Origin of the sequence: Mesorhizobium sp. M0052, from assembly GCF_040323255.1 — a bacterium.
Lineage (GTDB): Bacteria > Pseudomonadota > Alphaproteobacteria > Rhizobiales > Rhizobiaceae > Mesorhizobium.
Window position 1 is genome coordinate 125,985 of sequence record NZ_JAMYUS010000007.1, and the last position, 12,258, is coordinate 138,242.

Below are 12,258 nucleotides of genomic sequence, written 5' to 3' on the forward strand. Positions count from 1 at the left end.
CCGCGAGCGACGTCAGGACAAGACAACCATAGATTTTAGGCCAAGGCAAGAACATTACAGGAACACACACACAATCGCGATGCTCCCTATGCCGAGCCTACCCCCCGCTTTTCCTCTACCGCGTCCCAGAACAGGCTTGCAATATCGGCGCCGCCGAAGCGTTGCACTTCGCGCACGCCGGTCGGCGAGGTAACGTTGATCTCGGTCATGTAGTCGCCGATCACGTCGATGCCGACCAGGATGAAGCCGCGCTCTTTCAGCGATGGGCCGATGCGGGCGCAGATTTCGCGTTCGCGTTCCGTCAGTTCGGTTTTTTCGGCGCGGCCGCCGACATGCATGTTGGAGCGCGAATCGTGGTCGGCCGGTACCCGGTTGATGGCGCCGACCGCCTCGCCGTCGATCAGGATGATGCGCTTGTCGCCCTTGCGCACATCCTTGAGATAGCGCTGGACGATATAGGGCTCGCGTGACAGCTGGGCGAACATTTCGAGCAGCGAGGCGAGGTTGCGGTCGCCCTCCTTGAGATGGAAAATGCCGGCGCCGCCATTGCCGTAGAGCGGCTTGACGATGATGTCGCCGAATTCCTTGCGGAAGGCCGCGACCTCCTGGGGATCCTTGGTGATCAGCGTTTCGGGCATCAGGTCGGGGAATTCGGTGACGAAGATCTTTTCCGGGCTGTTGCGCACCCAGGCCGGGTCGTTGACGACCAGTGTCTTCGGGTGAATGCGCTCCAGAATGTGCGTGGTGGTGATGTAATTCATGTCGAAGGGCGGATCCTGGCGCAGCAGGATCACATCCATCTCCGACAGGTCGGTGCGCACCTTGTCGCCCAGCGTATAATGATTGCCCTTCTCGTCGCGGAGCTTCATCTCTTCGATGCGGGCAAACACCTTGCCGCCCAGCATCGACAGCCGGTCGGGCGTGTAGTGGAACAATTGATGGCCGCGCCGCTGCGCCTCCAGCGACAGCGCAAAGGACGTGTCGCCGGCAATCGAGACGGTGGAGACATGGTCCATCTGGACGGCGATCTTCAGGGGCATCTTCTGGTCTCCGCGGGTCGATCGGCAACAGCCATTGCCTGTACAGCCTCGCCGCGCTTCTGCCAATCGCGAGATTCCGGGATCGGCAGAAGCAAAGCCGTGACAGCGCCGACCCTGTTGGAGACAAGGCGAGGCTGCGCGTCATCGTTTTCTTAAGCCTTGCCGTGCAAGGGTAGTCGCCGAATTCAACCCGGATTGGACGCCGCCAAAAACGTCCTCGATGGAACAACGACCATGAACGCCGTCACAGCCATCCGCGCCGCTTCGGTCAAAGAGCTCGAACTCACCATCCTGATGCCATGCCTCAACGAGGCCGAGACGCTGGCCGTCTGCATCGGCAAGGCGAGGGCCTTTCTAGACAAGGCTGGCATCTCCGGCGAGGTGCTGATCGCCGACAATGGCAGCACCGACGGGTCGCAGGACATTGTCACCGCGATCGGAGCCCGTGTCGTGCCGGTGCCGCAGAAAGGGTATGGCGCGGCGCTGCTTGGCGGCATCGCGGCCGCCAAGGGCCACTTCATCATCATGGGCGATGCCGACGACAGTTACGATTTCAGCGCGCTGGAAGCCTTTGTCGCGCGGCTGCGCGACGGCGCCGACTTGGTCATGGGCAACCGCTTCCAGGGCGGCATAGAACCCGGCGCCATGCCGCCGCTGCACCGCTATCTCGGGAATCCGGTGCTGAGCTTCGTCGGCCGGCTGTTCTTCCGCATCAAGACAGGCGATTTCCACTGCGGCCTGCGCGGCTTCAATGCCGAAAGCATCCGCCAGCTCGACCTGCAGACGACCGGCATGGAGTTCGCCTCGGAGATGGTGGTGCGCGGCGCGCTAGCCGGCCTGCGCATTGAGGAAGTGCCGACCACGCTCAAGCCCGACGGCCGCAGCCGCCCGCCGCATCTCAGGACTTGGCGCGACGGTTGGCGGCATCTGAAGTTCCTGCTCGTCTACAATCCGCGCTGGATGTTCTTCATCCCCGGCACGGTGCTGTGCGGTATCGGCGCGCTGTTTGCGGCGCTGCTGGTGTTCGGGCCGTTGCGCGTGATCAACAATCTGTCGCTCGACCTCAACACCTTCGTAGCCGCCTGTTTCATGATCGTCACCGGTGTCCAGCTCCTGACCTTCGGTGCCATTTCGCGTTACTATGCCGAGATAACCGGCATCCTGCCGCCAAGCCGCCGTTCCGGCTGGCTGGCCAGAACGATCAGCACCGATCGTCTCGCCGCCAATGCCGGCATCTGCTTTGCCGGCGGCGCGCTGTTCTTCTTCTATGCCGTGGCGCGCTGGGCGCATCTTGGCTTCGGTCCGCTCGACGATTCCGAAATACCGCGCATCGTCGTGCTTGGGCTCAGCCTGATCGTCATTTCCTTCCAGGCCTTCTTTTCGGCGTTCCTGCTCGGCGTGCTCGAAATACCGGTCAAGCGGATGAAATCCGGCCGCTCCGACGCGCCGGTTGCGCGCAACCAGGCCTGAGTGATGGCGCCTGCGTTCGTCCAGACGCGCCTGTTCCGCTTCCTGACGGTCGGCGTCGGCGCCGCTTTGCTCTTGCTGGTGCTGTCGTGGCTGCTGGTGTCGTCGGGCCTCTCGCCCTTCACCGGCAGCGTCATCGCCTATGCGGGTGCCGTCAGCGTCGCCTATTCGGCGCAGCGCGGCTGGACGTTTGGCGGCCAGCACGATCATGCGCACGCCATGCCGCGCTATCTCGCGCTGCAAGCCGGATGCGCGGCGTTTTCGGGCCTGGTGTCGCATGTGGCGGTGGCGCAGTTCGGCCTTTCGCCCTTCGCCATGTCGGTGGTGATGACGATTGCGACCAGCACGGTGAGTTACATCGTGTCGTCGCTGTGGGTGTTTCCCGCGCGGGACTAATGCATGTCGCTCAAAAGTGGTCCCGATATTGAGTGAACACCATGCAACATCGCATGATGCCGGTTCAACCGGGAGCCAGCGTATTTGCCTTCGGCTTTACGCTTTGTTGAAGTGACGGCGCTATGCTGCGCCGTCGAACCACAGGCCGAAAGCCCCGTCCATGATCGCTGCCGATACCATGCCTGCCGAGGCGCGCACCTCCTGGCGAGCGGACCTGTTGCTGGCACTGGTGGCGACGCTGCTTGCCCTTGCGATCAACGCCTTCTCCGGTTTTCGCGAATTGAGCAATGCCGGCGGCGACAATGACAGCCTGCTGCGGCTGGTCGAGGTTCGCGACATGCTGGCCGGCCAGGGCTGGTTCGACCTGCATCAGTACAGGATGGGGCCGGAAGGCGGTTTCGTCATACACTGGTCGCGGCTGGTCGACGCACCGCTCGCCGCCATCATCCTCGCCGCCTCGGCGCTGACCGGCAGCATGGCCATGGCCGAAGCGATCGCACAGGTGCTGTGGCCGTCGCTGCTGTTTTGCCTGGCGGTGTTTTTTTTAGCCCGTGCGGCACGCAGCTTCGCCGGCGTCGGCGCCGTGCTGCCCGCTATCGTCATCGGCGCGGCGGCGCTGCATTTCATCGGCATTTTCTTGCCGGGTGCGCTCGATCATCACAATGTCCAGCTGACGCTGACCATGGCCAGCCTCAGCCTGCTGCTCGAGGCGCCGGCGCGTCGCTGGGCGGCGCTGATTTCCGGGCTGTGTGCGGCCCTGACGCTGGCCGTCGGCATGGAAACCGCGCCCTATGTCGCCACCATCGGCGCCTGCATCGCCTTGCTGTTCGTCGTCGATCCCGGCGGCGAACGCCGGATCGCCAGGGATTTCGGTCTCGGCTTTGCCGGGGTTTCAGCCCTCGTCTTCGTCACCACCATCCCGCCATCGGCCATGGGCCAGCCGCAGTGCGATGCCTTCTCGGCTGTGCAGTTCGTGGTGGCGGCAATCGCCGGACTGGGCCTTGCCGCCTTGACGTCGCTCACGGTGTCCAATGGCACGGCCAGCCGCCGACTGATCTCGCTTAGCCTGCTCGCGCTTGGGCTGGGCGTCGTCATCGTGGCGCTGTTTCCGCAATGCCTTGCGGCTCCCTACGCAAACCTCGATCCGCGCCTCAAGGAATTGTGGCTCGATCACATCGACGAGGCGCAGTCGCTGTTCAGTATTGCCGTCAATGAGCCGGCGTCGCTGGCGGCGCGCTATGTCACGCCGCTGGTGGCGATCGCGCTGATGGCGCTTCGCCTGCGCGGACCATGGCGCCGCCAGGACATCCTCGTCGGCGCCTTGCTGGTCGGCGCCTTCATCGTCAGCGCCTGGCAGGTCCGCGGCTCGACATTCTCGATCGCCTTTGCCGTCATCCCGCTGTCGGCCTGGATCGCAAGCTGGCGCGAACGGGCGAGGATCAGCCCTGCGCGCAGCGTATCGCTGCGCATGGCGGCGGTCTGGCTGGTGTCGGTGAATGCCGTCTGGGCCGGCGCTGCCGCCGCGACGTCGAACGTATTCGAGGCCAGCAAGGTCTCGGTCGAGGCACAGGACACCGACAGCGATCCGTCCTGCGAGCGCAAGGCCTCCTTCGCGGCGTTGGCCCGGCTGCCGGACACCACGGTGCTTGCCATTTCCAATCTCGGCTCGCCCATCCTTGCATATTCCGGGCACCGCGTCTTTGCCGGCCCCTATCATCGCAACATCGCCGGCGATCTGCTTGCGCTCGATGCCTTCCTCGGATCGGCGGACCAGGCGGGGACGATCGCAGCGGCTCATCACGTCGGCCTGGTGGCGCTGTGCCGCGGCAGCGCCGAAAGCAAGGTGCTCGCCGCCAAGGCGCCGCAAGGCTTCCTGGCCGGGCTGATGCAGGGAAGCGTCCCCGATTGGCTCGAACCGGTGGCCGAAACGCGCGGAGACCCGATCGAACTCTACCGCGTCCGCTAAAGCATCATTCGCCAGCGAAAAATCGATTTCGCGATACGCTTCCTAAACGCTTTGCTGCCAGTCTCAGCCTAAATTTCGGGCGTCACAAACAGGGATACCGATGCAAACGACGTTTGGCACCGGGCAGGCAAGCAGGGAAAACTCGGATCTGGCGTTCACCGATGCGCTGACCGGGCTTGGCAACCATCGCCGCTTCTTCGACAAGGTCGATCGCCTGATCAGCGACCGTGCGGACGATCCCGCGCCGTTCACGGTCGGCATTCTCGACCTCGACGGCTTCAAGCCGATCAACGATCTGTTCGGCCACAAGGCCGGCGACGACATATTGATCCAGGTGGCAATGCGGCTGCGCGCTTCGATGGACAGCCACTCCACCGTTTGCCGCATCGGCGCCGACGAATTCGCCTTCCTGTATCCGATGGTGTTCTCGGAGGAAGCGGCGGCCGAGAAGTCGCGCATGATGATCGAAATCCTGTCGGCGCCCTACGATGTCGGCGAACGCACCGCCAGGCTTTCGGCCTCGGTCGGCTGCTCGCTCTTTTATTCCGGCGACGAAACCACGGAAATCCTCGTCAACAAGGCCGAAACGGCGCTCTACCACGCCAAGCGTTCGGGCCGTGGCCGGGTCGTCGTCTACACCCGCGAAATGGAAGAGGCGGCCAAGCGCGTCACCCGCATCGAACAGGCGCTGCGCCGTGCCGTCTCGGCCGGTGAGGTCGAACCGCATTTCCAGCCCATCGTCGATTTGACCACCCGCCGCACCATCGGCTTCGAGACGCTGGCGCGCTGGACCGATCGCGACCTCGGCGTGGTGCCGCCGACCGTGTTCATCCCGATCGCCGAAGAGCGCGGCATCATCGGCCCGCTATCGCAGCTGGTGCTGCGCAAGGCGACCGAAGCGGCGCGCAGCTGGCCGAAGGACCTGTTCCTGTCCTTCAACCTGTCGCCCTCGCAACTCGTCGACCAGAACACCGGCCTGCACATATTGTCGATCCTCGACCGCACCGGCTTCGATCCGCGACGGCTGGAGATCGAGATCACCGAAACCGGCCTGATGAACGATCCGGCCTCGGCCGAGAAGATCGTCGAGGACCTGCGTCGCGTCGGCATCCGAGTCTCGCTCGACGATTTCGGCACCGGCCAGTCCTCGCTCGGCCGCTTGCGCGAATTCCATTTCGACAAGCTCAAGATCGACCGCGCCTTCGTCTCCTCGATCCTCGACGACCGCCCGTCGGAACACATCATCCGCGCCATTCTGGCCATGTGCGAAGGGCTCGGCATGGATGTCGTCGCCGAAGGCATCGAGGAGGAGGCGCAGGCCGACCGCCTCGTCCAGTTCGGCTGCGCCGGCGGCCAGGGCTATCTCTTCGGCAAACCGATCGACGCCGACGCCACGCTCGGCTACCTCCGCGATTCCTATCGCGGCGCCCTCTACGCCAAGGCAGTCTGACCGGCGGTCTTGCCTGCGTCGAGCAAGTCAGCGGTGCGAGCCAAGATCGACTGTGGCCGCCATCTTGCGTCCTTTTGTCTGACATAAGCCAAACAAATCGCCGTTTTCGCCCTTGCTCCCCGGACTTGGCTGGATAGGATGCGCGCCGACCGGATCGGGAGAGAAAAATATGATGCCATCGGCCGATTTTGCCGACCTCAGGGGAGCCTCGGTGCTGATCACCGGCGGCGGTTCCGGAATTGGTGCGGCACTGACCGAGGGCTTCGTTCGCCAGGGCGCCCATGTCGCCTTCATCGACATCGCCGATGGCCTAAGCACGCTGCTTGCCGACCGCGTCGAAAAAGAACTTGGCCGGCGACCGCTCTACCTCAAGACCGATTTGCGTGACGTCGAGGCGTTGCGCGCTTCGGCCGCCAAAGCGGCTGAGGCGCATGGCGACGTCACCGTGCTGGTCAACAATGCCGCCTGGGACGAACGCCACGAGGTCGCCGACGTTACCGTCGAGTTCTGGGACAACAATCTCGCCGTCAATCTGCGCCCGCATTTCTTCACCGCACAGGCGGTCGCGCCGGGCATGAAGCGGGCCGGCGGCGGGTCGATCATCAACTTCACCTCAACCTCCTATCTCATCAACCACCCCGATATGCCGGCCTACACCGCCGCCAAGGCCGGCATACTCGGCCTCACCAAAGCTCTCGCGGGCAAGCTTGGGGTCGACGGCATCCGCGTCAATGCGATTGCGCCGGGCTGGGTGATCACCGAGCGGCAGCGGGAACTCTGGGTCACCGAGGAGAGGCTCGCCGCCCATGTCGCCAAGCAATGCATCAAGCAGGTCATGCAGCCCGACGACATCGTCGGCACAGTGCTGTTCCTGGCCTCCGACGCCTCACGTATGCTGACGGCGCAGATGTTGATCGTCGACGGGGGTTTCCTGTGAGCCCGGTGAATCAAAATCCGGCAAAAGGCACGCCGGCAGTCGCCGCCGTCGACTGGGGCACGACCCGCATGCGGGTCTGGCTGGTCGACGAGGCGGGCGGGGTGCTTGCCGAGCGTCGCGGCGATGATGGGTTGATCACCGCGCAGCAAAAAGGCTTTTCGATCATCCTCGAGGGCCATCTGGCGGCGCTCGGCGCACCTGACACACTGCCGGTCATCATCTGCGGCATGGCCGGCTCGCGCCAGGGTTGGCTGGAAGCGCCTTACGTCACCGTGCCGGCGCCGCTCAGTGCCATCCTCGCGGGGGCCGCCTGCATTCCCGGCCAGAGCCGCGACATCCGCATCGTGCCTGGCCTGGCGCAGCGCCTGGAAGATGCGCCGGACGTAATGCGCGGCGAGGAAACCCAGCTTGCCGGCGCCGGTTTGCCGGCAAAAGGTCGCCATCTCGTCTGCATGCCCGGCACCCATTCGAAGTGGGTTCTGGTTGAAGACGGCGCGGTCGACGGCTTCTGCACCTGGCCGACCGGAGAGCTGTTTTCGGTGCTGGCCACTCACTCGATCCTGCGCCATTCGCTGGGCGAGAGCCCGAAGCCGGTCATTCCGGACAATCCGTTGTTCCGGGAATGGTGCCGCAAGGCTTTGGCCGAGGGCGGCGATGTCACCTCGCGGCTGTTCTCGATCCGCGCCGCCGGCCTGCTGCAGGACCTCAAGGCCGACGATGCCGCCGCTTGTTTGTCCGGCCTGCTGATCGGCGGCGAGATCGCCTCGGCAGGCCGCCGCTATGGCGAAAGCACCACCGCAATTGTGCTGGTCGCCTCGGGGTCGCTAGCAGCCCTCTACCGCCAGGCGCTCGACCTTGCAGCGCTTGCCGTCAGGACGGTCGACGCCGACGAGGCGGTGCGTGCCGGCCTTATCGAGGCGGCGCGAGAAAATGGCATGATCGCCAAATGACTCACCAGAGTGGAGTGATAGCGTGACCCAGACCGCACCCTTCCCGAAGCTCAATCGTGGTCTTGTCGCCATTCTGCGCGGCCTCAAACCCAGCGAGGCGGTTGCCATCGGCCAGGCGCTGTTTGACGCCGGCATCGAAGCCATCGAGGTGCCGCTCAATTCGCCGGAACCGTTTTCATCGATCGCCAGCATTGTCACCGCATTGCCCAAGACAGCGCTGGTCGGCGCCGGCACGGTGCTGACTTCAGCCGATGTCGACACCTTGGCCAAGGCCGGCGGGCGCTTGCTGGTCAGCCCCAACATCGATGCCGACGTCATGGCCCGCGCCATGCACCATGGCATGGTGACGATGCCAGGCGTGTTCACCCCCACCGAAGCTTTTCAGGCGATTAGGCTTGGGGCTTCGGCGCTCAAATTCTTCCCGGCAAGCGTGCTCGGGCCCAGCGGCATTTCGGCGATGCGGGCCGTGCTGCCGGCCGATACCGTGGTCGGCGCCGTCGGCGGCGTTTCCGAGAAAGACTTTGCCGGCTACAAAGCCGCTGGGGTGACCGCTTTCGGTCTTGGCTCCAGCCTGTTCAAACCCGGCATGAGCGTCGACGAGGTGGCCTCGCGCGCCCGGGCGGCGGTGACGGCCTGGGATGCGGCCTTCGGCGGAGCGGCATGATGGAAAACGTTTCGGTTTTCTCGGACCATGTCTGCGAGCTCGGCGAGGGGCCGAGCTACGATCCCGCCACCGATACGCTGTTCTGGTTCGACATTGTCAACGGCCTGCTGCTGGAGCAGGGTGTCACGTCCGGCGCGCGGAAAGTCCATGAACTCGGCCAGATGGCCAGCGCCATCGCCATTGTCGATGACAATCGCCAGCTCATCGCCACCGAGACTGGCCTGCATGTCCGCGACGTCTCGACCGGCAAGCTGACGCTGCATACGCCCATCGAGGCCGACAATGCGCTGACCCGCTCCAACGATTCGCGCGTCCACCCTTGTGGCGCCTTCTGGGTCGGCACGATGGGCAAGGGTGAGGAGAAGGGCGCCGGCTCCATCTACTGGTTCTTCAAGGGCGAGCTGCGCACGCTTTACACCGGCATCACCGTGTCGAACTCGATCTGTTTCTCGCAGGATGGAACGATCGCCTACTACACCGATACCTCGACCGGCCTGTTGATGCGCGTCGCCTGCGATCCGGCGACGGGCCTGCCGATCGGCGAGTCGAAAGTGTTCGTCGACCATCGCTCGTCCAAGGGCTTTGTCGACGGCTCGGTCGTTGATCGCGACGGCGTGCTGTGGAACGCCGTCTGGGGCGGCAAGGCGGTCAAGGCCTATTCGCCAGATGGCACATTGTTGCGCGAAATTGCCGTGCCGGCGGGGCAGTCCTCGTGCCCGGCCTTTGTCGGCGCCAAGGCCGATCGGCTGGCGGTGACCTCGGCCTGGAAAGGCAAGGACGACAAGCAGCGCAAGCTTGACCCACAGGCCGGCATGACCTTCCTGCTCGACATCCCCGTCAACGGCCGCTTCGAGCCGCGCGTGCTGATCGCCTGAGCGTACCGGTTGTCGTGCAGGCGTCGGGCGCGGGTCGATTTCGCGCAAGCCGATCGCATTGGCCGTGCGATGCTGTGGCTGCATCACGAGAAGCGTTGACCCATGCCGCGCCCGACCTTGATCCTCGTCCATGAGCCTGAAAGGGCCTGTCTCGACCGGCTGGTCGCCGACGGCTTTCCCGCCGAGCGCGCCTTGGAAATCTCGTCTTATCTGGCGCAGTCGACCGATCTCGCTCCTGAGTTCGATCAACTGGCGACCGCTTGTGAAAAGCGCGGCCTCGCCTTTATGCCGGTTGCACTCGACGATGCGGCAAGCGCGCTGGCGAAGGCCGATCCCGCAACCACGCTGGTCTGGACGCTGACCGACGGCATTGCCTATTTCCGCGGTGCTGCAGCGCCCGCACTTGCCAGGCTGAATGGGCTTAGAACCATCGGAGCCGACGATGCGCTGTTCGCGCTTTGCCAGGACAAGTTCCGCTCCGGCGCCGTGCTTTGCGCGCTCGGCCTGCCGGCGCCGCAGGCAGGCCTGGCCCGCGACGGCCGCTGGCTGGCCGACCCGCCAGCTTCGGAAGCCGGCTGGTTCGTCAAGCCGAACCGGCTCGGCTCCAAGGTAGGCATCTGGCCGGATTCACGCTGCAGCGACCTGGCCCATGCGCTGGAGCTTAGCCGGCGGGTCTATGCCGCTTATCGCGACGATGTCGTCGTCCAGCCCTATGTCGGCGGTCGCAATGTCCGCGCCAGCTTCCTTGGGCTGCACACGGATGCCGGGGCGGAAGCGCTCGGCATTGCGTTCGTCGACTCCGGCGGCGATTTCCAGACCATGGCGGACTCAATGGCGCTTTACGGCGACACCGGCGAGGCCGCCAAGGCGGCTGGACTATACAGCGAGCCGGTGCTGGAGCCGGTCGCCGACACCCAGCCGGCAGCCGCGGCAACCATCCGCCGCATCGCCGAGCGGCTGGTCAGCTGGCTCGGCCTGCGAGACGTGTTTTCCCTCGATTTCAGGGTCGAGGCTAACGACCATGTCCACCTCATCGAGTTCGAGGTCTGTCCCGGCCTGCCCTGCTTCGATTTCCGCGCCTATTGCCTGATGCAATGGGGCATGACGCTTGCCGATGCGGTTGCCGAGACGGCGGCGAACCGACTGAACCGACAGGCGATCTGAACGGTCGAGGGACCAGCGCGACCTACCGCGCCTTGACGGCTTTTGCTCCACCTTTAGTGTCGCGGGACAGTCCTCAGGCAAGGCCGCGCGATGAGCACACCAGCAAGCTCCCTCCACCATCACATCAGGCGCATGGCCGGGCGCGATCCGCACGAGGCGCATCGCGTCGCCACGCCGCTCGAGCTGCTGTTCGATCTGACCTTCGTCACCGCCTTCAGCCTTGCCGCCGCGCAACTGGCGCACGCTCTGGCCGAGGGCCACCACGCGGCGGCGCTGATCGGCTTCGGCTTTGCCAGCTTCGCCATCTGCTGGGCGTGGATCAATTTCTCCTGGTTTTCCTCCGCCTATGACACCGACGATTGGGTCTTCCGCCTCGTCACCATGGTGCAGATGATCGGCGTGCTGGTGCTGGCCATCGGCCTGCCGCGCATGTTCGCCTCGATCGAGCATGGCGAACACCTCAACAATTCGGTCATGGTGCTGGGCTACGTCATCATGCGCGTCGCCATGATCTTCCAATGGCTGCGCGCGGCGCGGCAGGACCCTGGGCGGCGGCGTGCCTGTCTCACCTATGCCATCGCCATCGCGATCGCCCAGATCGGCTGGGTGGTGCAGATCCTGGTCGATTTCTCGCTGGCGACGAGCCTGGCTTTCGGTGCGGTCCTGCTTCTCATCGAGCTTGCCGGACCGGTCATCGCCGAACGCCGGGATGGCGGCACGCCCTGGCACGCGCATCACGTCGCCGAGCGCTACAGCCTGTTCGCCATTATCGCGCTGGGCGAAGGGGTGGTCGGCACGCTGGCGACGCTGTCGGCCGTGGTCGAGGAGCAGGGCTGGACTCTCGATGCCGCCCTGATCGGCGTTGCCGGCATGGGGCTCACCTTCGGCATGTGGTGGGTCTACTACATGCTGCCCTCGGGAACGGTGCTGCATCGGCACCGCAGCCGTTCCTTCGTCTGGGGCTATGGCCAGATGGTGATCGTCGCTGCCATCGTCGCCACCGGCGCCGGGCTGCATGTCGCGGCCTATTTCATCGAGCACAAGGCCCATAACGGCCCGGTCGCGACGCTGCTGTCAGTCGCCATTCCGCTAGGCGTGTTCCTGGGGGCGATCTATGCGCTGTATTATTATCTCGTCCAGCGCTTCGATCCCCTCCACGTCTGGCTGCTGGCGGGAACGGCTGCGGTCGTCGCACTTGGCATCATCGCCGCCCTTGCCGGCGTCGACATGGCGGTCTGCCTCATCTTACTCACGCTAGCGCCGGCCGTCACCGTTGTCGGCTATGAGCTGTCGGGGCACCGCCATCAACTGGAGGTGCTGGCGCAGGAGGAAGCGCCGCACTGAGCAGA

At 64.8% G+C, this 12,258-nt stretch carries 11 protein-coding genes; 10 read left to right on the forward strand and 1 reads right to left on the reverse strand.

The features are described from left to right. Positions 1–86: 86 nt before the first annotated feature. Positions 87–1,040: a glutathione synthase gene (gene gshB, locus NKJ77_RS11495; RefSeq protein ID WP_023832237.1), complete on the reverse strand. Its 954-nt coding sequence runs from the start codon at positions 1,038–1,040 to the stop codon at positions 87–89. Positions 1,041–1,274: 234 nt separating this feature from the next. Here gshB and NKJ77_RS11500 point away from each other — a divergent pair, with 234 nt between their 5' ends. The 10 genes from NKJ77_RS11500 to NKJ77_RS11545 all read left to right on the forward strand — a co-directional run bounded on the left by NKJ77_RS11500 (position 1,275) and on the right by NKJ77_RS11545 (position 12,253). Further along, complete coding sequence (locus NKJ77_RS11500) at positions 1,275–2,510, forward strand: glycosyltransferase family 2 protein (RefSeq protein ID WP_023832238.1); 1,236 nt, start codon at positions 1,275–1,277, stop codon at positions 2,508–2,510. Between the two features lie 3 nt (positions 2,511–2,513). Continuing rightward, positions 2,514–2,903, forward strand: coding sequence for a GtrA family protein (locus tag NKJ77_RS11505; RefSeq protein ID WP_023832239.1), 390 nt, complete (start codon positions 2,514–2,516; stop codon positions 2,901–2,903). A 160-nt stretch (positions 2,904–3,063) separates the two neighbouring features. Beyond that, on the forward strand, positions 3,064–4,869 hold the full coding sequence (locus NKJ77_RS11510; RefSeq protein WP_352535236.1) for a GtrA family protein: 1,806 nt from the start codon (positions 3,064–3,066) through the stop codon (positions 4,867–4,869). Between the two features lie 100 nt (positions 4,870–4,969). Beyond that, positions 4,970–6,319 (forward strand): putative bifunctional diguanylate cyclase/phosphodiesterase, encoded by a 1,350-nt coding sequence (locus NKJ77_RS11515; protein WP_352535238.1) that lies wholly within the window; start codon positions 4,970–4,972, stop codon positions 6,317–6,319. A gap of 169 nt (positions 6,320–6,488) precedes the next feature. Next, the gene (locus NKJ77_RS11520; protein ID WP_352535240.1) at positions 6,489–7,256 is read left to right on the forward strand and encodes an SDR family NAD(P)-dependent oxidoreductase; all 768 of its coding nucleotides are present in this window, start codon (positions 6,489–6,491) and stop codon (positions 7,254–7,256) included. Between the two features lie 5 nt (positions 7,257–7,261). Further along, the gene (locus NKJ77_RS11525) at positions 7,262–8,206 is read left to right on the forward strand and encodes a 2-dehydro-3-deoxygalactonokinase (RefSeq protein WP_031195696.1); all 945 of its coding nucleotides are present in this window, start codon (positions 7,262–7,264) and stop codon (positions 8,204–8,206) included. 22 nt (positions 8,207–8,228) lie between these two features. Next, positions 8,229–8,870 carry a 2-dehydro-3-deoxy-6-phosphogalactonate aldolase gene (locus NKJ77_RS11530; protein WP_352535242.1) on the forward strand — a complete coding sequence of 214 codons (642 nt, stop codon included), beginning with the start codon at positions 8,229–8,231 and terminating at the stop codon, positions 8,868–8,870. Continuing rightward, complete coding sequence (locus NKJ77_RS11535) at positions 8,870–9,745, forward strand: SMP-30/gluconolactonase/LRE family protein (RefSeq protein WP_031356096.1); 876 nt, start codon at positions 8,870–8,872, stop codon at positions 9,743–9,745. The genes NKJ77_RS11530 and NKJ77_RS11535 overlap by 1 nt, the downstream gene beginning before the upstream one ends. 102 nt (positions 9,746–9,847) lie before the next feature. Next, positions 9,848–10,909 carry a D-alanine--D-alanine ligase family protein gene (locus NKJ77_RS11540; protein ID WP_352535244.1) on the forward strand — a complete coding sequence of 354 codons (1,062 nt, stop codon included), beginning with the start codon at positions 9,848–9,850 and terminating at the stop codon, positions 10,907–10,909. A gap of 90 nt (positions 10,910–10,999) precedes the next feature. Then, positions 11,000–12,253 (forward strand): low temperature requirement protein A, encoded by a 1,254-nt coding sequence (locus NKJ77_RS11545; protein WP_352535246.1) that lies wholly within the window; start codon positions 11,000–11,002, stop codon positions 12,251–12,253. Positions 12,254–12,258 lie beyond the last annotated feature (5 nt).